This window comes from Halosolutus amylolyticus (assembly GCF_023566055.1).
Classification (GTDB): Archaea; Halobacteriota; Halobacteria; order Halobacteriales; family Natrialbaceae; genus Halosolutus; species Halosolutus amylolyticus.
Window position 1 is genome coordinate 297,207 of record NZ_JALIQP010000003.1, and the last position, 26,486, is coordinate 323,692.

Consider the following 26,486-nt stretch of genomic DNA (forward strand, 5'->3'; position numbering starts at 1 on the left):
GTTCTCCCGGGCCGCGAAGCGTTCGCGACACAAGTAATTAGTACCGCTTCCTCGAAACGAAACACGAGGACGATGGAGACCGCTTCTCAGTAACTCGGCGCTCCCGATCGTCGCGGTAGACGTGAGTAGCGAGGGAGAGCCGGATCCACTTCTGACAGTCCGCGCGGAGCCATCGCGCCGGACCCGGTACAGCCGAACGACAGCCATGAGACCACTATCGACAACATGTCACGAACGCGGACGCGAACCGAGCGGAGACGAACAGTCGTCGCGAACCGATCGCAGACCACCCCCGTCGAGACGAGCGAGATTCGCGCACTCGTCCGGGCGGCGGGCGACGCGGTCGTCGCCGACGTAACACAGTCCGGCCCGGACGACTCCGGGACGTACTTCGGTCGCGGCACGGTCGCAGAACTCGCCGAAACCGTCGCCGAAACCGATGCCCAGCGGGTCGTCGTCGACGACGAACTCGATCCGGGTCAGCACCACGCCCTCGAGTCGGCGATGCCCGACGGGACGACGGTCCTCGATCGGTACCGGCTCGTACTCGAACTCTTCGAGGCGGGCGCGGGGTCGCGACGGGCGAAACTACAGGTCGAACTGGCGCGGCTCCGATACGAATTGCCGCGCTTGATCGAGTCGGCGGACGAGGGGCTGCTCAACGAAGTGACCGAGAAGGGGTCGCCGGTCTACGACGTGCGCGACCGGATCGATCGACTCGAGCGGAAGCTCGACGAACTGCCGAATCCGGCGGACCAGTTCCGTCAGCGTCGCCGCGAGGAGGGGTTCGACCTCGTCACGATCGCGGGCTACACGAACGCCGGCAAGTCGACGCTGCTCCACCGGCTCGCCGACGACATGTCGCTCGCCGATTCGGAGCCGTCGGCGGGGACGAACGTGACCGACGAACCGACGGATGCAACGGGACCGTCCAAAGACGGCACCGCGGCCGTCGGAGATCGGCTGTTCGAGACCCTCGAGACGACGACCCGACGGGCGACGCTCGCGGGCCGACCGGTGCTCGCGACGGACACGGTCGGGTTCGTCGACGACCTGCCACACGATCTGATCGAGTCGTTCAGTTCGACGCTCTCGGAGGCGGGTGCAGCCGACGTCGTCGTGCTCGTGGTCGACGCGAGCGATCCCGAGTCGCGATTCCGGGATCGCCTCGACGTTTCGCTCGAGGTGCTCGGGACACAGGGTGTCGACGACGACCGGATCGTGACCGCGCTGAACAAGGTCGATCGCCTCTCGGGAGCGGAGCGAACACGACGCCGCGAGATCGCCGCGGAGCGGCTACCGTCGGCCGCGACCCGTCCGATCACGGTGAGCGTGCTCGAGGGGACGAACCTCGGGACGGTACGAGACGCGATCGTCGATCGACTGCCGACGGAACGCGCGACCCTCCGTCTCCCGAACTGTGACGAGGCGATGGCACTCGTCTCCCGAGCGTACGATCGGACCCACGTGGAGACGGTCGATTACGACGGGACCGACGTGACGCTCGTCTGTCGCGGTCGGCCAGCCGTTGTCGAGCGATTACGGAGAGCGGCCGAGCGACTCCAGTGATCCGTACCTGAGTGCGCGCTGGACCGACGGTCACTGCATCGCCTTGACCCAGCCAGGCACCGATGCCATTCCGTCTTTGTCCTCCCACCCGTTTTCACGGAGATACGCCTCGAGGTCCGTGAATTCGATGCCGAATCGATCCTCGAGGGCGTCGACGTCGGCGCTGTAACCGACCTCGTTGAACCACTCGCACATGATCGTAAACTCCTCGCCGAACGAGTCGTAGGCGTCCTCGATCGGAACGTGGACGGGTTCGACGTCGACGCCGGTGACGTCCGAGAGAACCTCGGCCGTCTCGGCGAGCGTCTTCTCGTCGCCAGCGAGTTCGATGCGATCGTCGACGTACTCCTCGGGGTTCTCGAAGGCGACCGCAGCGGCTCGACCCACGTCCTGCACGTCGATCATCTGTAGCGAGACGTCCTCCTCGAGCGGCAGGGCAATCTGGCCGTCCTCGACGACGTCCTCCGCAAACGCCTCGAAGTTCTGGTAGAAGAACACGGGCTGGAGGACCGTCAGCGGCAGGTCGAGTTCCTGGGCGTGCTGGTCGATTTCCCACGCCGAGTCGAAGTGCGGGACGCCGGTATCGCGCTCGTGACTGCCGACGCCGCTGAGAACGAACTGGTCGACGCCCTCCTCGGCGGCGACCTCGGCGATGTTCCTCCCCTGCTGGACCTGCTGGTCGTAGCCCTGCGTCCAGAAGTTCGTCACCGCGAAGACGGCGTCGACCTCGCCGACGTGGGGTGCGAGCGACGCCTTCTCGTTCAGGTCGCCCTCGACCATCGTCACGCCGCGATCGGCCAGGTCTCGAGCAGTTTCGCTCGAGGCGTCGCGAGTCAGGCCGTAGACGTCGAAGTCGGTCTCGGCGGCAAGCAGGTGATCGACCACGGCACCGCCCTGGTTCCCGGTCGCACCGGTGACGAGAACGCGTTCGACCATCTCAGTTCACCTCCAGTTCGTCGGTGGGGACAGTCGGAGTCGATACCGTCGTCGCCGCGACGGAAACTGGTTTCATTACGTTATCTGGTTCGCTCTGTAACCTATATATCTGTTTGGCGACAAGAATGCAACCACGTAACACCGGCGTCAGCGGGAACGGGTGACAGGTCGATCTCCTGTCAGTTCCGGTGACCGACTTCGAGAGTGCGACCCCGTCGATCGACGACGGTACCGGCACCGTCGGCATCGATCGCGGACCGAGACCGTCCCGGTCGCGACAGGTTCGCGTAGGTGCAGTCGTCACCCCGACCTGGGCGCTCTAGAAGGGCAGCAAGTCAGTAGCCGACGCGAGCGGGCTCTATCTTTAAATAGCGAGAGAATCCCGCCGTTTACGGCGGGCGTGAATCGCGTCACTTGACTACGCAACCCACCGTCTACGGCAGTCTGAATACCAAACAGAATCTATTAGTACCAAAATAACGTACAAGGAATTGTGCGAACTGAAATCGATATGGAGCGGGGAAGTGAACTCCATGAGCGAGTGAAAAACTACGCTCGTGACAATGGTATCCGTCATCCCCGTGCCTACGCTGAACTAATCGAAAAAGGATTAGACGCCAGTGACGACGATAACTAAGACGCTTCAAGCGACGTTTGCCCCGCCCACCGCGCACAAGCAGTCGAAACTGAACGACCTGCTTGAAACGTACCGTGACGGTCTGCAAGAGGCGTTCGATGCCGGGGCGAGTACCATGTCAGCAGTCAGCGACATCGTGACGCCCTACGACCTGCCGTATCAGGCGAAGGCAGCTCTGTGCAACTACGTCCCGAAACTCCACAAGACGTACAACGCCAAGGAGTTGGACGACGAACACCCGATACGGCTCACGAATCAGGCTGCGAAGTTCGACCACTCCAACAAACGCGACTACGAATTCACGTGGTGGGTTCCACGTCCCGGTCGGGGAACGAACTTCTGGATTCCGCTCCGGATCAATCCCGAACAGGAAGACCTCTGGCACGACCTCGTATCGGAGGACGCGAAGGCTGGCGAGATGCGGCTTCAACAGCACCGGAAAAACTGGGTACTGCACGTCACCGTCGAGTACCCGATCGAAGAACCAGAGACAGACGGTGACGCCACGCACATCGGCTTAGACATCGGAGAAACCGCCCTCATCACGGGCTGTGCCCTCAAGGACGGTTCTCCGACTAACCCATTCGTGTGTAGCGGAAGCAGAGCGAAGCATCTCCACAAAGAGATGCACACCACCCTGAAACGACTCCAAGAGCGTGACGCATCCGAGTGGCGGATTGAAGACCGCTTCTCGCACTACCAGAACGCGCTCACCGACATCGTGGAGAAGGCGTCCCGGGAAGCCGTCGAGTACGCCAAGCAGTTCGAGAATCCGGTGTTGGTGATGGAGAATCTGACGTACATCCGTGAACGTCTCGATTACGGGAAGTACATGAACCGTCGCCTCCACTCGTGGGCGTTCGCCCGACTCCAAGGACGCATCGAGGACAAGGCGACGGAAGCAGGCATCCCGGTCGAGTACGTGAACCCGGCGTACACGAGTCAGATGTGCCACTCGTGCCACCGTATCGGTCGGCGGGACTCGCAGGCCGAGTTCCGGTGTCCGAACGACGACTGCCACGTTTCGACGTTTCAGGCCGACATCAACGCTTCCGCGAATATCGCACGACGGGTTGACCCGTGGGGAGAGAGCGTCCCGCTTGACAAGGCGGAACGCGATGACTCGCCTCGGGATGGGAGCGGTAGTGACACCGCCACGACTTACCGTGAGAAGAGCGTACCAGCGCAGATGACGCTCACAGCGTTCCAAGAGTCGGAACCCTCTGCCAGCGACGACTAACTGGTATTCCCCATGCGTGGGAAGCCTCGCCGTTTACGGCGAGGAGGATGTCACACCGATTCGCAGATCTCGATGAAGTTCTCGAAGACTTCCTCGCCGTCCTCGGTGTGGGCGACCTCCGGGTGCCACTGGACGCCGTAGAGGTCGCGATCGGTGTCGCTCATCGCCTCGACGTCGCAGACGTCGCTCCTGGCGGTCAACGCGAATCCCTCGGGGAGTTCCTTCACCTCGTCGGCGTGGCTCGCCCAGACGCGGGTTTCCGGGTGGAGCGACCCGGTGAGCGGATCGTCCTCGTCGACGATGTCGACGGAGACGTCGGCGTAGCCGCCGTAGTCGCCGTTCCCGACGCGGCCGCCGAGTTCCGCGGCGATCAACTGCATCCCCAGACAGATGCCGAGCACCGGCACGTCCGCCTCGAGATACTCGGCCGATCGGCCGATCCGATCCATCTCCGGGCCGCCCGAGAGCACGACGCCGTCGGCGTCGACCTCGCTCGGTGGCGTGTCGTTGTCGATCAACTCCGTGTCGACGCCGAGATCGCGAAGCGCCCGGCGTTCGAGGTGCGTAAACTGCCCGTGGTTGTCCACCACGACGATTCTCGTCATTGCGTGTTCGTAGCCGATCGATCGGTAAAAACCGTCCGAAAACCGCGCTCACATTGGGGCACGGAAATTCGACCGCGACAGATCGGCGATGCCGTGGCAACGTTCACGTTCTTCAGAAAAACTTAACAATTAATGGGTAAGAGTTCTGTTCCAATGGTAGTCAATACCTTTCGCGCCGTGACCCGGTGGATGGTTCTGTTGTCCGTCGCGGGGATCGCGCTGGGGATCGTGGGATACGTTGCGATCGAGTGGACGATCCAGTCGATCGAGGCCGGTGGTGTCGCCGCCGACTTCGCGCCACTGGTCGCCGTCTTCGTCACCTTGCTGGTCGCGCCGGTACTCACCGCAGTGATCGGTCTCAGCGAGGGCCGACGGGCAACGGACAGGCGCGTTTTCCTCGAGACGGCGGTCGGATCGCTGATCGGGTCGGTCCTCTACGTCATCATCGCGGTCACGCTGACCAGTCGGATCATGGCCGCCGGTGCGGGACCGGGCCTGTTCGACATCGTCTCGATCGCCGGACTGATCGCCATCACCGGCGTTCTCACTGCGATCGTCGGCGGTGCCGTCGTCTTCGCCCCGGACGACGAGGTGGACGCGCCGGAACAGTCACAGACTACTCCCCTGCCGAAGAAAACCGACTCGACGAACTGAGTCGTCGTTTTTCGCGGTTCGATGCCGGGGGAGAGGCCGGACACTTCGTTCGGCGCGATCGCCGAGTCGCCGGACGCCTCCCGAGTCGGACGGACCGCGCACCGTACTATTCGTCGCCGTTCTCCGGGGACTCCTCGAACCCCTCGAGGTCGAACCAGAGTTCGATCTCGAACTCGTTGTCGCCCGATTCTTCGGCGGGAAGGCCGAACTCGTCGGCCGCGGAGCCACAGACGGGACCCACGCCGTCGACGGTATCGAACCCGGGGACTGCGAAGGTGTCGTCGACGAGCGTCGCGGTGGCGGTTCCGCTCTCTGCGTCGACCTCGAACGGCGTTCCTTCGAGTCCGTTGTCGCTGGTCCCGGTCGTCATCTCGAGTTCGGTCTCGGTCACGCAGGTCGAGTCGGGCGCGATGCCACGGAGCGGACCGATGACCTCGGACTCGATTTCGAAGTCCGCCTCGGCGGTCATCTCGCCGGTTTCGGGATCGATCGTTCCCTCGAACCCGTTCGGCGCGCTCATCTGGACCTCGGCGCGATCCGCGTCGACGTTGAACGAGGTGATCAGCGGGATGGCGACGTCCTCGGCGTCGGCCTCCCACGTTCCTTCCTCGAGGTCGACGTCCGCGTCGATGACGAACGACTCGTCCTCCCACTCGACGTTTTCGGGCGCGTTCTCGGGTTGTGGCTCGTCCTCGTCGCTCTCCGGGAAGACGACCTCTCGATCCCCGCCGAGGATGATCGTCCCTTCCTGGCCGTAGGCGGTGAACGATGCGTCGCCGTTCGTATCGTCCTGTGCATGGGCGGCTACCGATGCGTCGGCGTCGTTCGTGCCGTCTCCATCGATCGGCGGTCGATCGGCGGCATCGGTCGTCGGGTTCGCTGCCCCGGCGGCGGCCAGACCCGTTCCGACGATCGAACACAGCACGATCGCCGCCAGCGCAACTGCGAGGGCGTTCGTTCGGCTACGGTCTCCGGTCATGGCTCATGTACTCATACTACACGAATACGACCGCTGGCTTATACCCCAGTTCACGGGACGATGGTAGTCCGTTTCGAGAGAACGCACACCGTCTCGTACGGCATGACGGGCCGCAAAAACGGCGCAAAACCCTGAACGGGTTGGTTTCCAGTGGCCGTTCCGGTACGTTTATACTCCGTTCGGAGAACGGTACTCCCATGGCAGTCGATCTCAGCGAGTTCGAGCACCCGGCGTGGACCGCTGCGGCAGGAACAGGCGTCGGCTATCTATTGATTCTCGCGCTGTTGACGGTCGCCCTGTTCGTCGTCCCGTGGCTCATCTTCACGACGCTCTAACCGGCCCGCGTCGCTTTTCTGACGGTAGAATCGGTCCGCCTGGGACTGCGTTCGATCGGACGACGTCGAGAACGGGTATCGAGAAAACCGAAGCGACTGCGATCAGGCGAACGTCTTCGAGACGTCCTCGGTGTCCTCGGAGTCGGCCTGCACCTTCTCCCAGGCGTTCCGGAAGTCCTCCATCCGGATCTCGGTCCGATCGTCACGGATGGCGAACATCCCGGCTTCCGTACAGACGGCCTTGATGTCCGCGCCGGATGCCTCCGCGGCGTCTTCGGCCAGTTCCGCGAAGTCGACGTCGTCGGAGACGTTCATGCCGCGCGTGTGGATCTCGAAGATGATCTCGCGACCCTCCTGGTTCGGCTTGGGCACCTCGATGAGGCGATCGAAGCGGCCGGGGCGGAGGATGGCGCGATCGAGCATGTCGAAGCGGTTGGTGGCGGCGATGATGCGGATCTCGCCGCGGTCCTCGAAGCCGTCCATCTCCGAGAGCAGTTGCATCATCGTCCGCTGGACCTCGGCGTCGCCGGAGGTCTTCGATTCGGTCCGCTTGGCCGCGATCGCGTCGATCTCGTCGATGAAGATGACGGCGGGTTCGTGTTCGCGGGCGACCTCGAACAGGTCGCGGACCAGTTTCGCGCCCTCGCCGATGAACTTGTGGACCAGTTCCGACCCGGCCATCTTGATGAAGGTGGCGTCGGTCTGGTTGGCGACGGCTTTCGCGAGCATCGTCTTCCCGGTGCCCGGCGGGCCGTGGAGCAGGACGCCGCTCGGCGGATCGATGCCGACGTCCTCGAACATGTCGGGCTTCTCGAGGGGCATCTCGACGGTCTCGCGGACCTCCTGCATCTGTTCTTCGAGGCCACCGATGTCCGCGTAGCTGACGTCGGGACTCTCGGTGACTTCCATCACGCGGGCACGCACGTCGGTCTCGCTGGAGAGACTCTTGACGATAGAGAGGGAGTTGTTGACCGCGACGCGTGCGTCGGGTTCGAGGTCCTCTCGCATCTCCTCGGTGACTTCCGTCAGCGCTTCCTGGTTGTTTCCGTGCTGTTTGATGATGACGCCCTCGTCCGTCATCTCCTGGACGGTGGCGACGAACAGCGGCGACTGCTTGAGCTTCTTGTTCTCGTGGGTCAGTCGCTCGAGTTTCTGCTGGTACTTGTTGTTCTCGGCGTTCGCGTCGAGGAGTTTGTCGCGCATCTCCTCGTTTTGGGTCTCGAGGATCTCCAGCCGTTCCTCGAGCGCCTGGATTTTCTCCTGTTGGGACGCCTCGTCCTCGTCGTATGGGAGGTCGACGTCGTCCACAGTGTCACTCATCACCCGTGGTTTGGGTGTTGGTTCATAAGAGGCTTCGGGTCGGTGTACCGGGGTAGGACTGATAAGAATGATAACTCTGATGAATAAAATGAAACAGAAAATATTATCACTCCGTATTCGGTATGTGGTGATACGATGAGTGCATCAGTACAGCAAGAGACCAGCCAGCGGGGAACGTGGGACGACGTGCGCGATCTCCCACCGAGCGCCAAACTCGTCGCGAAGGTGCTCGAGTACAACGACACGATGACCCAGCAACAGATCGCCGACGAGACGCTGCTGCCGGCCCGGACGGTCCGGTACGCGCTCAACCGCCTCGACGAGCAGAACGTCGTCGACTCCCGGTTCTCGTTCTCCGACGCCCGCAAGCGCCTCTACAGCCTCGACATCGAGGCGTAATCGGCTGTCTGTCGCGGCGACGCGGATCTCGAAGCGTCGACGGTCGATCTTCTCCCTCGGTTTTTTATTCGGATCGACGGGTACCGACGCGACCGCCGAGTGACCGAATCCGCGGAGCCGACGCGGCCGGTTCTCGTCGCGAGGACAAGCCCAGTACGTAATCGAGGTCGCCGTATTCGGGCGAACACCGGACGGTACGGCGGGTACAGAAAGTTCATTGCGCACCCGTTCGCTATCCGGGGTATGTCCAGCACGAAAACGATCGTGCGCGTTTCGACGGCGCTCTCCCGGACTGGTCGTGATCTCTCGTGAGCGAGGACTCGAGAATCGATCGCCGGACCGTCCTCGGTGCACTCGCCGGCGTCGGTGGCGCCACGCTGGCCGGTTGTTCGGCGTTCGACCGCGACGCTGACGGTGAGACGAGTCGGCTAGACGACGACGCGGCTCGAGAGTTGGCGACGCGGTTCGCCCCGACGCTGTACTTCGACGTTTACGAGCGGTGGTTTCCGACGGACCCGCGGCCCTACGCCAGCGAACGCGACGACGAGACGATCGTCACCGGATTCGACGCCCTCGACGGCTACCACGAGCAGTACGGCGAAGGGGACCCGCCGAACCCGGCGGTGTTCTACCACGCGGTCGAGTACGAGAGGGCGCCACTCGCCGTGATCCAGTTCTGGTTCTACTCCGTGTTCGACCAGTTCACGACCAACTTCCACTGGCACGACTGGGAGGTGCTCCACGTCTTCGTCGACACCGAAACCGGCGACCCACAACTGTACGTCGCCAGTTCTCACTCCCGGACGGTCCCGAACAACGAGTTTCTGGACCCGGACCCGGAGCTGGTTCCCCGCATCCTCTCGGAACTCGGCTCCCATTCGAGTGCGCTCTCGGTTAACGACGTCCCCGATCGCTTCCAGCGCGTCACCATCGACGATCTGCTGGCGGACATCACGAACACGGCGCTTGAAGGCGTCGAGGACCTCGCGGATATCGAACTCCCGCTCGCGTACGGACTGCCGCGAGACGAGGGATCACGGCTCCCCTACGTCGTTCCGGAGTACGACGGCGGTCCGATATACGACCACGAGCGGTTACCCTCCGTCACCCGCGAGTCGCTGGTCGACGACGCACTGACCGTCCGATCCTACGACGCAGTGACGTCGCCGCCGACGAAACTGCCGACGCGCGAGACGGGGCTCGTCTTCGGGCACCGCGAACGACGGGGCGACGCCGATATCGACGTCGCGTACGAACTCGTCCCGAGCGACGAACTCGAGCACATCTCGTCGTTCACCGGCCCGCAGTTGAGCTTCGAGTTCGCCGTTCCGGGCGTGATCGAGGACGCCATCGCGGGCCACATCACGACGACCGGGACGCCGTGGGGTCAGCCCCGGTACGAGAATCCGGCGGCGGATATCTCCGTTCCGAACCACCGGATGGCGCTGGCCGACCGCTACGACGCCATCGGCGACGCGGCACCGATCAATACCGTGTTCGCCCGTCTCACGGAGACGATCACCGACGACGACGCGCCGGAGAACGAAGGGCTGACCACGACGGAAACGACCCTCGAGTCGGTCGTCTTGCTCGAGAGCGATCCGGAAGCCGTCCCGACGTTCGGCGGCGTCGCGGTCCTCCAGGACGTCCCGGCCGGCGACCATCGACTGACGGTCAACGGTGCCGGTCGAGCGCCACACAGCGAACGTCTCAGCGTCCCGGACGACGGGACGCCGACGGCGGCCGGCGTCGACGGCGAGATTCCACTGGTCGACCGCGAGGAGGCAACTAAGCTGGAAGTGCTGGGCGAGAACGCGTCGAGCGACCTTTCGACGGTAGCCGTCGAAGACGACTTCGCCGGGCGACTGTACGAGTCGCCGGTCGACGGTAACGACGCGATATACGTCCACACGGGCGGGGCCTACACGACCGAGGTTCGGGACAGCGACGACGCCGTCGGCGCCTACCGGATCAACCCGTCCCCCGAGGCCGAGACACCCGTCCGCATCGAGCGTCCCGAGACCGGCAAAGCCCCGCTTGCCGCGTTCGTGGCGGACATCGCCGACGAGACGCGGACTGCGATCGCAGCGGCCGGCGACGACGATGACGCCGACGAAGGGGATGACGACGATGGGGACGGAGACGACGGGGCGTCGAACGCCGTCGCGGGTCTCGAGCGCGCCCTCGCCGCCGTTGCCGAGGCCGCGCGGGCAGCCGCCGAAGGGGCACGCGGCGGCGACCGAGCGAATACCGACCGACGGCTCGAGACCGTCACCGAACGACTCCGACGGGTCGAAGAGCGCCTCGCGGAGGCGAGCGACGACCTCCCGCGATCGCTCTCGAAGGCGACCCGAAACAGACTGGCACAGGCCGATCGGCGCACGGAACAGGCCCGGGCCGCCGAAAAACTGTAATCCGACGTTCGGCCCTCGGCTCGGTCGTCGGGATGTCGCCGTCCGGTCGAAGTAACTTTCACTCCGGTCACGGAATCCCTTTAGGAGAGGCACTCGAACCACGGTCCAATGACGCGGGTGATACACACGGGCGATACCCACATCGGGTACCAGCAGTACAACTCGCCCGATCGCCGTCGGGACTTTCTCGAGGCGTTTCGACAGGTCGTCGACGACGCGGTCGCCGAGGACGTCGACGCGGTGATCCACGCCGGGGACCTGTTTCACGATCGTCGACCGAGTCTGATCGATCTGCAGGGGACCGTCGAGATCCTCCGAACGCTCGCCGACGCCGACGTCCCGTTTCTCGCCGTCGTCGGCAACCACGAGGGCAAACGCGACGCCCAGTGGCTCGATCTCTTCGCCGATCTCGGACTCGCAACGCGACTCGACGCGAGCCCCCACGTGATCGACGACGTGGCACTATACGGACTGGACTTCGTCCCCCGATCGCGCCGGGACGACCTCGAGTACGGATTCGAACCGGTACCGGACGAGGCCGATCACGCCGCCCTCGTGAGCCACGGCCTGTTCGAACCGTTCGCCCACGCCGACTGGGACACCGATCGACTCCTCGCGGAGTCGACGGTCGACTTCGACGCCGTTCTGCTCGGGGACAACCACGAACCCGGCACCGCCGAGGTACGGGACGCGTGGGTCACCTACTGCGGCTCGACCGAGCGCGCGAGCGCGAGCGAACGCGAGGCCCGCGGCTACAACCTCGTCGAATTCGACGACGAGGTCTCGATCCGCCGCCGCGGGCTCGACGCCACCCGCGAGTTCGTCTTCGTCGACCTCGAACTCGCCGGGGACGAGGGGATCGATCGCGTCCAGGAGCGCGTCCGCCAACACGACCTGGAAGACGCGGTCGTCATCGTGACGATCGAGGGCGAAGGCGATCCGATCACGCCCGCGACGGTCGAGGAGTTCGCCCTCGATCGGGGCGCGCTCGTCGCCCGGGTGAACGATCGCCGGGACCTCCCCGACGACGCGGGCGAGGTGTCGGTGAGTTTCGCCGATCCCGACGCGGCAGTTCGCGAGCGGGTTCGGGACCTGGGGCTGAGCGACGCCGCCCGCGACATCGACGAGACCGTTCGGAACGACGACCTGCCGGACTCGAACGTCCGCGAGACGGTCGAGCGGCGGGTCCGTGACCTGCTCGAGGACGACGAAGCGGCGTTCGACCCCGCCGCCGACGGCGATCACGAGACCGACGCGGACGACGCGTCGGACGAGGCGACGACGGTCGCCGACGCAATCGCGGAGGACGGCGGCGAACCGACGACCACCGACGGTTCCGCCGAGACGGGCGACGACACGGCGGTCGAGAGCGAGCCGTCCGGAGACGCGAAAGCGGACGACGAACCCGCCGACGCCGACACCGCCTCGCTGGGTGATTTCGCGTGAGGGTCGACCGCGTCCGGCTCCGGAACTTCAAGTGCTACGGCGAGGCCGACCTCTCGCTCGATCGGGGCGTCACCGTCGTCCACGGCGTCAACGGGAGCGGGAAGTCGACGCTGCTCGAGGCCGTGTTCTTCGCCCTCTACGGCTCGAAGGCCCTCGACGATCGCACGCTCGACGACGTCGTCACGATCGGCGAGGAGGAGGCGGAGGTCGAACTCCACTTCACCCACGACGGGCGTTCCTACAACGTCGAACGCCACCTCAAACTGCGCGGCGACCGCGCGGTGACGACGAAGTGCGTCCTCGAGACGCCGTCGGAGACGATCGAGGGAGCACGCGACGTCCGCGGAGAGGTCACCAGACTCCTGCGGATGGACGCCGACGCGTTCGTCAACTGCGCGTACGTCCGGCAGGGCGAGGTGAACAAGCTCATCCACGCCTCGCCGAGCGATCGCCAGGACATGATCGACGACCTGCTCCAGCTCGGCGCGCTCGAGGAGTATCGCGAACGGGCGAGCGACGCCCGACTGGGCGTCGACGACGTGCTTCGCGAGGTCCGTGGCGAACTGAAGAACCTCGAGGAGCAGATCGAACAGAAGGAAGCGAAGGACCTCCACGAGCGGCTGAACGGACTGGAGTCCCGACGCCAGGAGACGATCGACGAGATCGACCACTACGAGCGCCAGCGCGAGCAGGCCGAGTCGACGCTCGAAGCCGCGACGGACGTCCTCGAGCGCCACGAGGAGACGCGCGAGGAGATCGAGACGCTCGACGAGGAAATCGAGGCGCTCCGATCGAAGATTTCCGAGACCGAGAGCGAACGCGAGGAGGCCAGCGCCGAGATTCGGGACCTCCAGGACCGGCGGGAGGAACTCGAAGCCGAGCGCGACGAACTGCTGGCCGAACTCGACCTCGACGAGACGGGCGAGGAGGCGGTCGAGAGCCGGATCGACGACCTCGAGGCGCGGGACGACGACCTCCGGGACGACCTCGAGGACGTCCGGGTGACGATCACCGAGAAAAGCGGGACCGTCGAGCGGCTTCGCGAGGAGGCTGCGGACCTCGACTCGCAGGCCGACGAGGCCCGCGAGGAGGCGGACGCGCTCGAGAGCCAACTCGACGACGACGAGGCGACGATCGCCGATCGGGAGGAGAAACTGGAAGAACTCGACGAGGCGATCGACTCGGCGCGCGAGAAATTCGAGGACGCGCCGATCGCGTTCGGCGAGGCGGCCGATCACGTCGCGGAACTCGAGCGCGAACGCGAGGGGGTGACCGACGAGACCGGCGACGTGACGGCCGACGTCAGGGCCGCCGAGAACGCGATCGAGGAGGCCGAAGCGCTGCTCGAGGAGGGGAACTGTCCCACCTGCGGTCAGCCGGTCGCGGACTCGCCACACGTCGACGTGCTGGACGAGAAACGCGAGGAACTCGCGACGCTCGAAGAGCGGCGTGCGGAACTCGAGGCCGAACGCGACGACATCGACGAGCGACTCGATCGCGCCGAGGCGTTGCGCGAGGCCGAACGGGAGGTCGAGCGACTCGAGACGAAGCGCGACGACGTCGACCGACTGCTCTCGGAGAAACGCGAGACGGTCGCGGAGCGCCGTGAGAAGTGCGATCAACTGCGCGAGTCGGCCGCGGAATACGAGCGCGAGGCCGAGACGAAACGCGCCGAAGCGGACGACCTCGAGGACGACGTCGCCGCCGCGCGGGAGGAACTCGGCGAGATCAACACCGAGCGCGGGGCGCTCAAAGCGACGCTGGAGACGCTCGAACGGATCGCCGAGATCGACGGCGAGCGGGCCGACCTCGCGACCCGGATCGAGTCCCTGCGGGACCGCCGATCGGACTGGGAGACGATGAACGACGAGCGCCGGGAGACCCTCTCGGCGAAACGCGAGCGCAAGCGCGACCTCGAGTCGGAGTTCGACGAGGACCGGGTCGAGGAAGCACGGACCGACCGACAGAACGCAGCGAACTACATCGAGAAGGTCGACGAGAAACTCGCCGAACTCGAGGAGCGACGCGACGAACTCGGGAACGCGATCGGTGCGGTCGAGAACGAGATCGAGGAACTCGAGGCCCGACGCGAGGAGCTAGAGACGGTCGAAAAACGGTGTGCGAAGCTGGAGTCGCTCTACGAGGAGGCCGAGACGCTCCAGGGAACGTACGGCGAACTCCGATCGGAGCTGCGCCAGCAGAACGTCGAGACGCTCGAACGGCTGTTGAACGAGACGTTCGATCTCGTCTACCAGAACGACTCCTACGCGGGGATCGACCTGGACGGCGACTACCGGCTGACGGTCTACCAGAAGGACGGCGAACCCCTCGAACCGGAACAGCTGTCGGGCGGCGAACGGGCGCTGTTCAACCTGAGTCTGCGGTGTGCGATCTATCGCTTGCTCGCCGAAGGCGTCGAGGGGACGGCCCCGATGCCGCCGCTCATCCTGGACGAGCCGACCGTCTTCCTCGACTCCGGACACGTCACGCAGCTCGTCTCGCTGGTCGAATCGATGCGGGATCTGGGCGTCGAACAGATCGTCGTCGTCAGTCACGACGAAGAACTCGTCGGCGCGGCGGACGCGCTGGTCCAGGTCGAAAAAGACGCGACGTCGAATCGCTCACGGCTCGATCACGGCGAACCGACGGAGTCGGCCCTGCTCGCGTCCGACTAGGCGGCGTCTTCGGGGGACGCGGCGTCTCCCGCGTCCGCGGTGCGGATCGCGTCGAGGGCGCGCTCGCACGTCTCGGTGAGTTTGTAGCCCCGCTCGCCGGCGACGTCGGTCTCCGCGAGGAGCCCGGCAGCCGAGAGCACCGTGAGCCGACCGTGGAGGTCGCTCTCACAGACGTCGTACCGATCGAGGAGCGTTCGAATTCCGAGCGGGCCGCGCTCGTCGAGTTCGACCAGCAGCCCGAGCGTTTTCTCGTCGTGGACGGACGTCAGGAGCGTCCGAACTGGCGTGGGGACCGTCCGGGCAGCGGTCTTGAGCGCGGATTCGTCGACGGACTCGAGGCGATCGTTCTGGACGTAACATTCGTTACCGGTGTCCGGATCGCGAACGAGGCTCGCGCTGTCGGACTGCTTGAGAAGCAGGTACCGCTTCCCGGTGTCGTCGCGTACGGTTTTCATGGTGGGACGATCGTGCGGTAGCACTCATTCGTGGACGATCGTTCAATTAGGTTTCGCTCGGCCGGGAACCTCCAGGTCAGCCCGGGTCGTCGCTGTCGTCCGCGTCCGTGGTGTCGGCAGACCCCGGATCGCCACGATCCGCTTCCGACGCTCCGGGTTTCGTCCCGGTCTCGGATTCGGGGCTGGCGTCGGATCCGGGCCCGTCGTCGGGGGCTGCGCCATCGGCGGGTTCCGGCCCGTCGTCGCCCTCTGTCCCGGTCTCGCTGGTCCCGGACTGTCCGTCACCGATAGCCGACGCCTCGTAGACCCGGTATCGGCGGTACGCGAACACGGACAGGACCGCGCCAGCGGCGAGCAGTGCGAGGCTCCGGGTGGTCCGTCCCTCGAAGAGCAAGAAGAGGAGGCCGAGCGACGCGACCAGGACCGCCGCGTTGAGCACGAGCACCAGCCCCCAGAAGTGCTCGAGGAGTTCGCCCGGAACGTCCGTCTCGCCGGTCGAGACCTCGGGGATCGGTACCGACGTCGACTCGTCGGTCGGCTCCTCACGCTCTCTGGTGACGTCGGGAATGGTCAACGAGTCGCTGTCGGGATCCCTGAACTCCTCCTCCGGATCGTACTCCTCCGGTTCGTGCTCGGTCCGATCGAACAGCACAGCTAACCGGACGAGAAGCGGCCGCAAAAGGGTTCGCGTTCGGGTCGACCTGGTGGCCTGCTTCCGTGGGCCGACGTCTGGACCTGCGTGCCGACAGGCGGGCGTTCAGGCGATATCGTCGAGCGCGAGCGTCCGGGACGTTTCCACCCAGGCAAGCGGGTTCTCCGCGTCGTAGAAGACCACCCCGTCTTCAGTCTCGTAGGATTCGATCGTCGCGGTGCCCTCGAGTTCGCCACGTGGTTCGCTACTATCCGTCGTCTCGTCGTCGTTCACACGGGTGGACACTTCGATCACCTGATTGTATGCTAGGTGTTACCACATTATATGTCTTGTTGCCCTCACAAAATCACGTCGTACCTGCGGCGTCGGCGAGCCGCGGTTGCGGGACCGGAGTGCCGGGGTTTTTATTCGCCGACTTCGAACCTCGGGACCATGACTGAGGCGGGCCAGGCCGGACTCGCGGAGTTTGCGGAGGCGTCCGACGACCGGCCGGACGAAGAGGCAGTTGCCGTCGCCGGCAACGGCGGAACCGACGCCGCGGACGTGATCGACGTCGTCGAGGAGACCCTCCCGGAACCGGACGGCGATCTCGAACTCGCGGTCATGCAGGTAGATTACACGGTCGCCGGCTACGGGGACGAAGAACGGCCGATCATGCACGTCTTCGGACGGACCCCCGGCGGGGAACTGGAACACGTCCAGGTCGTCGGCTTCCGGCCGTACTTCTACGCGCCGACGGAGACGCTCGATCGGCCGCCGGAGGAGGAGTACGATCGACTCACGGGCAGCCGCGAGGTCGACAGGAACGGCGAGCCATACGAGAGCATCCGCGGGGAGAAACTGACCAAGATCTTCGGCCAGACGCCCCGGGACGTCGGGCAGGTGCGCGACGACTTCGAGCACTACGAGGCGGACATCCTCTTCCCGAACCGGTTCCTCATCGACAAGGACGTCCGCAGCGGCATTCGCGTGCCGGAACGTCGCGCGGAGGACGACTCCCTCGTCGTCCCCCACGAGGAAGTCGAGGCCACGGCCGTCGACGCCCAGCCCCGCGTCCAGACGTTCGACATCGAGGTCGACGACCGATCGGGGTTCCCGGAGGACGGCGAGGAGCCGATCGTCTGTCTCACCAGCCACGACTCCTACCGCGACGAGTACGTCATGTGGCTCTACGAGGCCCCGATCGGCGACGGGGCGATTCCGGACGCCATCGAGGAGTACGACCCGATCGAGGGACCGCTCGATCACGAGATCCGAAGCTTCGAGGAAGAAGAAGCGATGCTCGAGGCGTTCATCGAGTACATCGAACGGACCGATCCCGACGTCCTCACCGGGTGGAACTTCGAGGACTTCGACGCGCCGTACCTCCTCGATCGACTCGAGGAACTCCAGGGCGGCCACGAGTACGACCTCTCGATCGATCGGCTCTCGCGGGTCGACGAGGTCTGGCGGAGCAACTGGGGCGGCCCGGACGTCAAGGGGCGGGTCGTCTTCGACCTGCTCTACGGCTACCAGCGGATGGTCTTCTCCGAACTGGATTCGTACCGGCTGGACGCCGTCGGCGAGGCGGAACTGGGCGTCGGCAAGGAGCGCTACGCCGGCGACATCGGCGACCTCTGGGAGGACGACCCGACGCAACTGCTCGCGTACAACCTGCGCGACGTCGAGATCTGCGTCGAACTCGATCGCCAGCAGGAGATCATCCCGTTCTGGGACGAGGTGCGATCGTTCGTCGGGTGTAAACTCGAGGACGCGCCGACGCCGGGGGACGCGGTCGACATGTACGTCCTCCACGAGGCCCACGGCCGGTTCGCGCTTCCATCGAAGGGGCAGCAGGAGGCCGGCGAGGAGTACGAGGGCGGCGCGGTGTTCGAGCCGATCACGGGCGTCAAGGAGAACGTCACCGTGCTCGACCTGAAGTCGCTGTACCCGATGTGCATGACGACGATCAACGCCTCGCCCGAGACGAAGGTCGATCCCGAGGAGTACGACGGAGAGACCTACGTCGCGCCGATGGACTCCGGCGGGATCCACTTCCGCAAGGAACCCGACGGCGTCATGCGCGAGATGATCACGGAACTGCTCGCCGAACGCGAGGAGAAGAAAGAACTGCGAAACGAGTACGAACCCGGAACCCCCGAGTACGAACAGTACGATCGCCAGCAAGGGGCGGTGAAGGTTATTATGAATTCTCTTTACGGAGTGTCGGGTTGGGAACAATTCCGCTTATATGACAAAGAAGCCGCATCCGCGATCACAGCTACTGGGCGCGAGGTGATCGAATTTACGGAGACTGCCGCAAACGAACTCGACTATCAGGTAGCGTATGGCGACAGCGTTACTGGCGATCGGCCGATAGTCGTCCGCGATCCCGACGGATACGTTCGTATCACACCGATCGAAACGCTTTTCGACCGGGCGACTGGGACGACTGATTCGGCGGTCTTGATCACTGCCGACGGTGGCCCCGTCGCGTCTACCGCTCTCGGGAAGGAACGACGTGAACTCGACGGGTGGGAAGCACTCTCGCTATCTGACGCGGGAACGTCGGAGTGGCAACCGATCGAACAGGTGATTCGCCACGAGACGGATGCGCCGGTCGTCACCCTCCAGCACAAGTTCGGGGAATCGACGACGACTCGCGATCACTCGTTCGTTGTCGAAGAGGATGGGAACTACGTGGAGGCTGCACCAGCCGACGTCGACGAACCGCTCCGTATCCCGGGTCTTCCGGACGTAGATCCCGTCGAAACCATCGACGTATACGAGGCGTTGGCTGGATACGAGCGAACGTACGAGGACGGACGAAGCGTCGGGGCGGAACGCGCTACGACGAAGAAGAAACGCGTTCACGCGGACGAGGAATACGTTTGGTTCGGACACCAACACCACGGCGACATCGAGTCGACGATCAAGATCAAACGCTACATCGACCTCAACTCCGAGGATGGGAGAGCGCTCGTCCGATTGCTGGCAGCGTACGTGACAGAAGGGAGTGCGTCGACGGTCGAAACAGCTGACGCGAAATTTGGCGCGTCGATCGCCGAATCACGTCCCAAGTGGCTGCGGCAGATCAAGGCGGATTACGATCGACTCTTCGAAGGGGCAACGGCAACGATAATCGCATCAGACAGCCGTGACGAACGGACTATCGAATCGACATCACTGGACGATGGGCCAGCGATTGTGTACAATGACCTAACCCAGAAACTCCAGATGATGAACGAACTGTCGGCAGTGTTCTTCCGAGAGTTCGCAGGCCAAACGTCCCACGGAAAACGGATCCCGTCGTTCGTCTTCCACCTCTCCGACGAACTTCAAGAACTCTTCCTGAATATTCTCATCGAAGGCGACGGATCTCGTGAGTTCCCGCGGTACTCCGACGAATACTGTGAACGGAATTTCGACTACGAGACGGTGAGTCGCGAACTCGCTGCCGGCCTATCCACGCTGCTCACCCAACGCGACCGAAAACACTCGTTGAAGTATCGCAGCGAAAAGGGGAGCTATACGATCCGAACGTGTGATTACTATCGATCCGGCCGCGATCCGGTGATTCGCGAAACAGAGCACGACGGGTACGTATACGACCTCAGTGTTGCCGAAAACGAGAACTTCGTCGACGCGGTCGGCGGTGTCGTTCTCCACAATACCGACTCGGTCATGCTCGAACTCGGTCCCGACGTCTCGAAAGACGAGGCGCTCGAGCAGTCGTTCGAGATCGAGGAGTACCTCAACGATCGGTACGACGACTTCGCCCGCGAAGACCTGAACGCCGACGAACACCGCTTCCAGATCGAGTTCGAGAAACTCTACCGGCGGTTCTTCCAGGCGGGCACGAAGAAACGCTACGCCGGCCACATCGTCTGGAAGGAGGGCAAAGACGTCGACGACGTCGACATCACCGGCTTCGAGTACAAGCGATCGGACATCGCACCGATCACCAAGGAGGTCCAGCACCGGGTCATCGAGATGATCGTCAAGGAGGGCGACGTCGAGGGCGCGAAGGAGTACGTCAACGGGGTCATCGAGGACGTGCTCGCGGGCGAGGTTTCCCTCGAAGAAATCGGCATTCCCGGCGGCATCGGCAAGCGACTGGATAATTACGACACCGACACGGCGCAGGTCCGGGGAGCGAAGTACGCGAACCTGTTACTCGGGACCAACTTCCAGCGCGGGAGCAAGCCCAAGCGACTCTACCTCGATCGGATCGACCCCGCGTTCTTCCGCCGGATGGAGGCCGAGGAAGGGTTCGATCCCCAGCGCGATCCCCTCTACGGCGCGTTCAAGCGCGACCCCGACGTCATCTGCTTCGAGTACGACGACCAGATCCCCGACGAGTTCGAGGTCGACTACGAGAAGATGCTCGAGAAGACGCTGAAGGGACCGATCGAACGCATCCTCGAGGCGCTGGACGTCTCCTGGGAGGAAGTCAAGAGTGGCCAGGAGCAGACTGGGCTCGACAATTTCATGTAACCGATCGCGGATCGATCGGGCGCCCGCTCGAGCGGACGGTAGCGTCGAGCCGGAGTTTCTATTTCAATAAATAATCTTCGCCAATCGAAACCGTATGCAATCGGATACGAAACCGTTATCAGTCATACGACCCACCGTTCACACGACAGAGTACTATGGCACGTCTCGAACTACGCAACCTGCACGCGGAAGTAGCGGAGGGCGACGAGAAGATTCTCGACGGGGTCGATCTGGAGGTCGAGTCCGGCGAGATCCACGCCCTCATGGGACCGAACGGTTCCGGGAAGTCGACGACCGCGAAGGTCATCGCTGGCCACCCGGCCTACGAGGTCACCGAGGGCGACGTCCTGATCCACCTCGAGGAGGGCGAGTTCGGCGACGACATCGAGATCGACGAGGACCAGCGCACCTGGGACCTGCTCGATCTCGAGCCCAACGAGCGCGCGGCGCTCGGCGTCTTCCTCGGCTTCCAGTACCCGGCCGAGATCGAGGGCGTCACGATGACCAACTTCCTCCGGACGGCGCTCAACGCCAAGATCGAAGAGCGCGAGGAACTCTTCGAGGACGAGGAAACCGAGGAGGAAGAAGAAGACGAAGGCTTCGAGACCTCGCCGATGGAAGGCCCCGCGGACGAGGGCGAGATCGGCGTCGCCGAGTTCCAGGGGATCCTCCAGGAGAAGATGGAACAGCTGGACATGGACGAGAAGTTCGCCCAGCGCTACCTCAACGCCGGCTTCTCGGGCGGCGAGAAGAAGCAGAACGAAGTGCTGCAGGCCGCCATCCTCGAGCCCTCGGTCGCCGTCCTCGACGAGATCGATTCGGGGCTCGACATCGATCGCCTGCAGGACGTCTCGAACGGGATCAACGCCCTTCGCGACGAGCAGGGCACCGGGATCCTCCAGATCACCCACTACCAGCGCATCCTCGACTACGTCGAACCCGATCACGTCCACGTGATGCTCGACGGCAAGATCGCCAAGAGCGGCGGTCCCGAACTCGCCGAGGAACTCGAGGACAAGGGGTACGACTGGGTCCGCGAAGAGGTCTACGGCACCGCGTAACCGAATTCGGCTAGAACAACGGTAATAACCCTACAGCCGTAACCATATACACAATCACATCATGAGTTCCGAACAAGACCACCTCAAAGAAACTGACACTGAAGCGCGGTTCGAGTTCAAGAAAGAACAGAACGCCGCGGTGAAATCCGACAAGGGGCTGACCGAGGAAGTCATCCGCATGATCTCCGAGGACAAGGACGAGCCCGACTGGATGCTCGAGCGCCGCCTGCGCGCGCTCCAGCAGTACCAGAACATGCCGATGCCATCGGGCTGGCCCGGCATGCCCGACCTCTCCGAACTGGACGTCGAGGAGATCGTGCCGTACATCCGCCCGGACGTCGACAAGCGCGAGGGCGTCGACGACTGGACGGAACTGCCCGACGAGATCAAGGACACCTTCGACAAGCTCGGCATTCCGGAGGCGGAGAAGAACGCCCTCTCCGGCGTCGGTGCCCAGTACGAGTCGGAGGTCGTCTACCAGAACATGCAAGAGCAGTGGGAGGAGAAGGGCGTCATCTTCATGAACATGGACCGCGCGGTCCAGGAGCACCCCGACCTCGTCAAGGAACACTTCATGACGACCTGCGTGCCGCCGAGCGACAACAAGTTCGCGGCGCTGCACGGGGCCGTCTGGTCCGGCGGATCGTTCGTCTACGTCCCCGAGGGCGTCACCGTCGAGATGCCCGTCCAGGCCTACTTCCGGATGAACTCCGAGGGGATGGGGCAGTTCGAGCACACGCTCATCATCGCCGAGGAAGGCTCGGAAGTCCACTACATCGAGGGCTGTTCCGCGCCGAAGTACGGCACCCACAACCTGCACTCCGGCGGCGTCGAAGTCTTCGTCGGCGAAGACGCACACGTCCAGTACTCCACGGTCCAGAACTGGTCGAAGAACACCTTCAACCTCAACACCAAGCGCGCCATCGTCGAAGAGAACGGCACGATGGAGTGGGTCTCGGGCTCGATGGGCTCGAAAGCGACCATGCTCTACCCGTGCTCGATCCTCAAGGGTCGCGGCGCGACCGACACCCACATCACGATCGCCTTCGCGGGCGAGGGCCAGGACATCGACACCGGCGCGAAGGTCTACCACAACGCGCCGAACACGAAGTCCACGATCGAGTCCAAGTCGATCTCCAAGGACGGCGGCCGCACCAACTACCGCGGTCTCGTTCACATCGCCGACGGCGCCGAGAACTCCTCGACCGCCGTCGAGTGCGACGCGCTGATGTTCGACAACGAGTCCACCTCGGACACCATGCCGTACATGGAGATCGAGGAGTCGAAGGTCGACGTCGCCCACGAGGCGACCGTCGGCAAGATCGGCGACGAGGACATCTTCTACCTCCAGAGCCGCGGTCTGGACGACGACGACGCCAAGAAGATGATCGTCGCCGGCTTCATCGAGCCGATCACGGAGGAACTGCCGATCGAGTACGCGGTCGAACTCAACCGCCTCATCGAACTCGAGATGGAAGGTAGCCTCGGATAATATGAGCACGCAGGTACACGCCAATCTGACGGAAGAACAGGTCCGCGAAATCAGCGGCGAACTGGACGAGCCCGAGTGGCTCCTCGAAACCCGCCTCGAAGCGCTCGAGGCACTCTCCGAGTTGGACATGCCCGACGTCATCCGGACGCCGGGTCGCGACTGGACGAACCTCCACGAGCTGGATTTCGAGTCGCTCGTCGATCCGCTGAACGCCGCCGAAGACAAGGACCAGGTCGGTCCCGCCGACGTCGAGGTCCTTCCGTGGGCCGAGGCGATCGCCGAGCACGAAGGGCTCGTCCGAGAGCACTTCGGCAGCGTCGTCGACCCGCAGGAGAACTACCTCACTGCGCTCTCCACGGCGCTGTTTAGCACCGGGACGGTCGTCTACGTCCCCGAGGGCGTCGACGCCGAGGACGTCACCATCCGGACCGAGCAGAACTCCCGATCGCTGTTCAACTACACGCTCGTCGTCACCGAGGAGTCGTCCTCGGTCACGATCCTCGAGCGCCAGTCGACGGGCGAGGACAGCGAGGCGCGTAGCGCCTCGAGCAGTGCGAGCGGCGATGAGCCGCGAGCAGGAGACGAGCAGTACTACAGCGGTATCGTCGAGGTCGTCGCGGGCGAGAACAGTTCGGTCCAGTACGGAAGCCTCCAGAACCTCTCGGAGGAGGCCTACAACTTCGCGCTCAAACGCGGCGAGGCCGACACCTACGCGACGATCGACTGGATCGAGGTCAACCTCGGGACGCAGCTGACGAAATCCGGCGTCTCGACGACGCTCAGCGGCGACAGCTCCGAGACGCAGATCGTCGGGGCCTTCTACGGCCACGAGGACCAGCACTTCGACCTCGACGCGAAGGTCTGGCACCGTGCCGAGCACACGACGGCGGACCTCGTCACGCGCGGCGTCACCGACGACGTCGCCCGATCGGTCTACGAGGGCGTCCAGGACGTCGGGCCGGACGCGTGGGACACCAGCTCCTACCAGCGCGAGAACACGCTGATGCTGTCCGACGAGTCCGAGGCCGACGCCTCGCCGAAGCTGATCATCAACAACCACGACACCGAGGCCAGCCACTCCGCGACGGTCGGCCAGATCGACAAGGAGGACCTGCTGTACATGACCTCCCGCGGGATCGACCCGCGATCGGCCCGTAACATGCTCGTCGAGGGCTTCTTCGTGCCGGTCCTCGAGGAAATCGCGGTCGACGAACTGCGCGACGACCTCGAAGAGCTGATTCAGACGCGCCTTCGCCAGCGCGAGTAAGCCGACGACGCCGAGTCACGGCCCCTCTCTGCGATCGGCTCTCGCTCGTCTCGGCGACCCCGTCCCGATCGCACCGGCGCTGATCGCGCGGGTTTTCTCCCGTAGAAAGCGGGCGAGGAAATCGTCTGACGACCCTTTTAGTGTGCCAGTGTAGTACCGGGTCTCGATGCGGTCCCTGCCAGTCGAACTCGACGAGGAGACGTTCGAGGCGCTCGAGATGGAGCGGCGGCTGATCGGGTTCGACAGTCGTGCCGCGTACGTCGAGTGGATCGTCGAGCACCGCGCCTCGATTACCGAGGAAGCCGACGGAGCGGAACGGCTCCTCGAGACGTACCGCGAACGGATCGCCCAACTCGAGGCGCGTCTCGCGGAGCAGGCCGATCGAGACGGACGGAACGCTCGATCGATCGATTCGGACCCGGAATCGGCCCCCGACCTGGATCGCGACGGCTCCGTGCCCGCGGACCGGTCGGCCGACACCGCGGCGGAGGACGACGACGAGACGACGGGCCCGAACGAGTCGAGACCGCGAGCGGACGCCGACGGCGGGTGGACCCGTTCGAAGAGTCACCCGTCGATCGAGGTCCGGGGCTCTCCGCGAACCACGATTTCGCGCGATCGGTCCGGGGACGCCGTCGACGCCACCGGTACCACGGGCTGCGAGTCGAAACCGACCGGCGACGATGGGAACGGCGGATCTGCCGGGGCCGACGCGTCCGGACTCACACCGGAACGCGTCGTGCGCATCTCGGAGGATCCGGTCTCGGAGGACGCGGACGTCCTCGAGACGGTCGCGTTCGATCGGCTGGACGAACTCTCGCGGCGCGCGGTGGCCAAGACGCGCTCCCGGCTGAACCGGTCGGTCGAAACGGGGCTCGAGTACCGCTCGTCGACGGCGCTGGTCGACGACTCCGTCCGGCCGGGCGAAGACGTGGTCGACCTCGACTCGCTATCCGTTCCCGGCCACGACGACGAGGTGACCGCGGCCCGTCGGGAGGTTGCCGGGCGAGCGGTCGCGTTCCTCCGGGACGAGGGCCGGGCGCGCAAATCCGACTTCGTGGACGCGCTCTACGAGAGCCACCCCGCGGGCTACGAGACGGCCGATAGCTGGTGGGCCTGTCTGAAGCGCGCGCTCAAGCAAGTCGATGCGATCGAGGGCGGCGACGGAAGTCGAGTCTGGCGGTTCACCGGCTGATACGGATCGCTGTGACGATTTACCGGCGCAACTGCGATTCCGGGCGGCGGTTGCGCCGGAAATGACGTACAGTAACCCGTATAAGACTGCGCTCCGAGCGACGACGGCGATCGTGACGACCGTCGGATGCCGGAAGTTAAGTACCATGCCCACCGAAAGCCACCTATGAGTCTGGGACAGCGCGTCTCGAGCGATCACCAGCTCGCCCGACTCCTCCAGATCGGGGTCGTGCTGGAAGAGGTCGTCGAGTCACGCGCCGCCCACCACCTCGAGTCGCTGCCCGACGACGAACGGGAGGCGGTCGACGAGGCGGTGCGGGAGTTGCTCGCCGAGGCCGCCGACGAATCGGCGGCGCATCGCGAGCGGCTCGAGGCGCTGATCGACGACCTGGACGCCGAGACGGTCGCCTACGAGGAGATCAACGCACTGGTCGACGCCCAGTACGGCCCGCCGGAGGACACCGACGGCGTCCTCTACGATCAACTGGCCAACGAGGAGACGGCCTACAAGTTCTACGACGACCTGATCGAGGCGATCGAGGCCTCCGACGCCACGTTCGCGATCGATCGCGATCGACTCCTCGAGACGCTCTCGGACATTCGCGAAGAGGAGAAAGAGGGAGTCCAGGACGTGACCGAGATCATGGAGCATATAGCATGATCGGAGCGACGACCTCGCG

Annotated in this window: 21 protein-coding genes; 14 read left to right on the forward strand and 7 right to left on the reverse strand. The window is 64.4% G+C overall.

Features of this window, described 5'->3' with window-relative positions:
• Positions 1 to 225 precede the first annotated feature (225 nt).
• Positions 226 to 1,569 carry a GTPase HflX gene (gene hflX / locus MUN73_RS13990; protein ID WP_250141109.1) on the forward strand — a complete coding sequence of 448 codons (1,344 nt, stop codon included), beginning with the start codon at positions 226 to 228 and terminating at the stop codon, positions 1,567 to 1,569.
• 30 nt (positions 1,570 to 1,599) lie between these two features.
• Here the strand turns inward: hflX and MUN73_RS13995 are convergent, their stop codons facing one another.
• Positions 1,600 to 2,505, reverse strand: a complete 906-nt coding sequence (locus MUN73_RS13995; RefSeq protein WP_250141110.1) for an NmrA/HSCARG family protein — start codon at positions 2,503 to 2,505, stop codon at positions 1,600 to 1,602.
• 620 nt (positions 2,506 to 3,125) lie between these two features.
• On the opposite strand from MUN73_RS13995, the gene MUN73_RS14000 reads away from it, so the two are divergent.
• Complete coding sequence (locus MUN73_RS14000) at positions 3,126 to 4,382, forward strand: transposase (protein ID WP_250141111.1); 1,257 nt, start codon at positions 3,126 to 3,128, stop codon at positions 4,380 to 4,382.
• A gap of 50 nt (positions 4,383 to 4,432) precedes the next feature.
• Here the strand turns inward: MUN73_RS14000 and MUN73_RS14005 are convergent, their stop codons facing one another.
• Positions 4,433 to 4,987: a GMP synthase subunit A gene (locus MUN73_RS14005; protein ID WP_250141112.1), complete on the reverse strand. Its 555-nt coding sequence runs from the start codon at positions 4,985 to 4,987 to the stop codon at positions 4,433 to 4,435.
• A 153-nt stretch (positions 4,988 to 5,140) separates the two neighbouring features.
• Here MUN73_RS14005 and MUN73_RS14010 point away from each other — a divergent pair, with 153 nt between their 5' ends.
• Positions 5,141 to 5,641 (forward strand): hypothetical protein, encoded by a 501-nt coding sequence (locus tag MUN73_RS14010; RefSeq protein ID WP_250141113.1) that lies wholly within the window; start codon positions 5,141 to 5,143, stop codon positions 5,639 to 5,641.
• A gap of 106 nt (positions 5,642 to 5,747) precedes the next feature.
• Here MUN73_RS14010 and MUN73_RS14015 read toward each other — a convergent pair whose 3' ends face one another.
• A complete protein-coding gene (locus MUN73_RS14015) occupies positions 5,748 to 6,620 on the reverse strand; it encodes a putative sodium/potassium/calcium exchanger (RefSeq protein WP_250141114.1) in 873 nt (290 codons plus the stop codon).
• A 197-nt stretch (positions 6,621 to 6,817) separates the two neighbouring features.
• On the opposite strand from MUN73_RS14015, the gene MUN73_RS14020 reads away from it, so the two are divergent.
• A complete protein-coding gene (locus tag MUN73_RS14020; protein WP_250141115.1) occupies positions 6,818 to 6,955 on the forward strand; it encodes a hypothetical protein in 138 nt (45 codons plus the stop codon).
• A gap of 102 nt (positions 6,956 to 7,057) precedes the next feature.
• On the opposite strand, the gene pan1 is transcribed toward MUN73_RS14020, so the two are convergent.
• On the reverse strand, positions 7,058 to 8,275 hold the full coding sequence (pan1, locus tag MUN73_RS14025) for a proteasome-activating nucleotidase Pan1 (protein ID WP_250141116.1): 1,218 nt from the start codon (positions 8,273 to 8,275) through the stop codon (positions 7,058 to 7,060).
• 135 nt (positions 8,276 to 8,410) lie between these two features.
• On the opposite strand from pan1, the gene MUN73_RS14030 reads away from it, so the two are divergent.
• The 4 genes from MUN73_RS14030 (at position 8,411) to rad50 (ending at position 15,209) form a co-directional block, all read left to right on the forward strand.
• On the forward strand, positions 8,411 to 8,674 hold the full coding sequence (locus MUN73_RS14030; protein ID WP_250141117.1) for a MarR family transcriptional regulator: 264 nt from the start codon (positions 8,411 to 8,413) through the stop codon (positions 8,672 to 8,674).
• A 308-nt stretch (positions 8,675 to 8,982) separates the two neighbouring features.
• Complete coding sequence (locus tag MUN73_RS14035) at positions 8,983 to 11,088, forward strand: hypothetical protein (RefSeq protein ID WP_250141118.1); 2,106 nt, start codon at positions 8,983 to 8,985, stop codon at positions 11,086 to 11,088.
• A 108-nt stretch (positions 11,089 to 11,196) separates the two neighbouring features.
• Positions 11,197 to 12,534, forward strand: a complete 1,338-nt coding sequence (gene mre11, locus MUN73_RS14040; protein WP_250141119.1) for a DNA double-strand break repair protein Mre11 — start codon at positions 11,197 to 11,199, stop codon at positions 12,532 to 12,534.
• A complete protein-coding gene (gene rad50 / locus MUN73_RS14045; RefSeq protein WP_250141120.1) occupies positions 12,531 to 15,209 on the forward strand; it encodes a DNA double-strand break repair ATPase Rad50 in 2,679 nt (892 codons plus the stop codon). Before mre11 ends, rad50 begins: the two co-directional genes overlap by 4 nt.
• On the opposite strand, the gene MUN73_RS14050 is transcribed toward rad50, so the two are convergent.
• The 3 genes from MUN73_RS14050 to MUN73_RS14060 all read right to left on the reverse strand — a co-directional run bounded on the left by MUN73_RS14050 (position 15,206) and on the right by MUN73_RS14060 (position 16,610).
• Positions 15,206 to 15,664, reverse strand: coding sequence for a DUF7346 family protein (locus tag MUN73_RS14050; protein WP_250141121.1), 459 nt, complete (start codon positions 15,662 to 15,664; stop codon positions 15,206 to 15,208). The two genes, rad50 and MUN73_RS14050, sit on opposite strands and share 4 nt — an antisense overlap.
• A gap of 76 nt (positions 15,665 to 15,740) precedes the next feature.
• Complete coding sequence (locus tag MUN73_RS14055) at positions 15,741 to 16,316, reverse strand: DUF7322 domain-containing protein (protein ID WP_250141122.1); 576 nt, start codon at positions 16,314 to 16,316, stop codon at positions 15,741 to 15,743.
• 105 nt (positions 16,317 to 16,421) lie between these two features.
• Complete coding sequence (locus MUN73_RS14060; RefSeq protein ID WP_250141123.1) at positions 16,422 to 16,610, reverse strand: DUF7331 family protein; 189 nt, start codon at positions 16,608 to 16,610, stop codon at positions 16,422 to 16,424.
• A gap of 138 nt (positions 16,611 to 16,748) precedes the next feature.
• Here MUN73_RS14060 and MUN73_RS14065 point away from each other — a divergent pair, with 138 nt between their 5' ends.
• The 6 genes from MUN73_RS14065 to MUN73_RS14090 all read left to right on the forward strand — a co-directional run bounded on the left by MUN73_RS14065 (position 16,749) and on the right by MUN73_RS14090 (position 26,467).
• Positions 16,749 to 20,792, forward strand: coding sequence for a DNA polymerase domain-containing protein (locus MUN73_RS14065; protein ID WP_250141124.1), 4,044 nt, complete (start codon positions 16,749 to 16,751; stop codon positions 20,790 to 20,792).
• A 155-nt stretch (positions 20,793 to 20,947) separates the two neighbouring features.
• Entirely contained in the window at positions 20,948 to 21,853 is a 906-nt protein-coding gene (locus MUN73_RS14070; protein WP_250141125.1) for an ABC transporter ATP-binding protein, read from the forward strand.
• 61 nt (positions 21,854 to 21,914) lie between these two features.
• The gene (gene sufB, locus MUN73_RS14075; protein WP_250141126.1) at positions 21,915 to 23,345 is read left to right on the forward strand and encodes a Fe-S cluster assembly protein SufB; all 1,431 of its coding nucleotides are present in this window, start codon (positions 21,915 to 21,917) and stop codon (positions 23,343 to 23,345) included.
• 1 nt (position 23,346) lies between these two features.
• Positions 23,347 to 24,612, forward strand: a complete 1,266-nt coding sequence (sufD, locus tag MUN73_RS14080; RefSeq protein ID WP_250141127.1) for a Fe-S cluster assembly protein SufD — start codon at positions 23,347 to 23,349, stop codon at positions 24,610 to 24,612.
• Between the two features lie 166 nt (positions 24,613 to 24,778).
• Entirely contained in the window at positions 24,779 to 25,807 is a 1,029-nt protein-coding gene (locus tag MUN73_RS14085; RefSeq protein WP_250141128.1) for a hypothetical protein, read from the forward strand.
• 165 nt (positions 25,808 to 25,972) lie between these two features.
• Complete coding sequence (locus tag MUN73_RS14090) at positions 25,973 to 26,467, forward strand: ferritin family protein (RefSeq protein ID WP_250141129.1); 495 nt, start codon at positions 25,973 to 25,975, stop codon at positions 26,465 to 26,467.
• Positions 26,468 to 26,486 lie beyond the last annotated feature (19 nt).

Bases quoted from the DNA above. Each gene is read 5' to 3' on its own strand.
- hflX (WP_250141109.1), top strand. From the start codon at position 226: ATGTCACGAACGCGGACGCGAACCGAGCGGAGACGAACAGTCGTCGCG.
- MUN73_RS13995 (WP_250141110.1), bottom strand. From the start codon at position 2,505: ATGGTCGAACGCGTTCTCGTCACCGGTGCGACCGGGAACCAGGGCGGT.
- MUN73_RS14005 (WP_250141112.1), bottom strand. From the start codon at position 4,987: ATGACGAGAATCGTCGTGGTGGACAACCACGGGCAGTTTACGCACCTC.
- MUN73_RS14010 (WP_250141113.1), top strand. From the start codon at position 5,141: ATGGTAGTCAATACCTTTCGCGCCGTGACCCGGTGGATGGTTCTGTTG.
- MUN73_RS14015 (WP_250141114.1), bottom strand. From the start codon at position 6,620: ATGACCGGAGACCGTAGCCGAACGAACGCCCTCGCAGTTGCGCTGGCG.
- MUN73_RS14020 (WP_250141115.1), top strand. From the start codon at position 6,818: ATGGCAGTCGATCTCAGCGAGTTCGAGCACCCGGCGTGGACCGCTGCG.
- pan1 (WP_250141116.1), bottom strand. From the start codon at position 8,275: ATGAGTGACACTGTGGACGACGTCGACCTCCCATACGACGAGGACGAG.
- MUN73_RS14030 (WP_250141117.1), top strand. From the start codon at position 8,411: ATGAGTGCATCAGTACAGCAAGAGACCAGCCAGCGGGGAACGTGGGAC.
- mre11 (WP_250141119.1), top strand. From the start codon at position 11,197: ATGACGCGGGTGATACACACGGGCGATACCCACATCGGGTACCAGCAG.
- MUN73_RS14050 (WP_250141121.1), bottom strand. From the start codon at position 15,664: ATGAAAACCGTACGCGACGACACCGGGAAGCGGTACCTGCTTCTCAAG.
- MUN73_RS14065 (WP_250141124.1), top strand. From the start codon at position 16,749: ATGACTGAGGCGGGCCAGGCCGGACTCGCGGAGTTTGCGGAGGCGTCC.
- MUN73_RS14070 (WP_250141125.1), top strand. From the start codon at position 20,948: ATGGCACGTCTCGAACTACGCAACCTGCACGCGGAAGTAGCGGAGGGC.
- sufB (WP_250141126.1), top strand. From the start codon at position 21,915: ATGAGTTCCGAACAAGACCACCTCAAAGAAACTGACACTGAAGCGCGG.
- sufD (WP_250141127.1), top strand. From the start codon at position 23,347: ATGAGCACGCAGGTACACGCCAATCTGACGGAAGAACAGGTCCGCGAA.
- MUN73_RS14085 (WP_250141128.1), top strand. From the start codon at position 24,779: ATGCGGTCCCTGCCAGTCGAACTCGACGAGGAGACGTTCGAGGCGCTC.
- MUN73_RS14090 (WP_250141129.1), top strand. From the start codon at position 25,973: ATGAGTCTGGGACAGCGCGTCTCGAGCGATCACCAGCTCGCCCGACTC.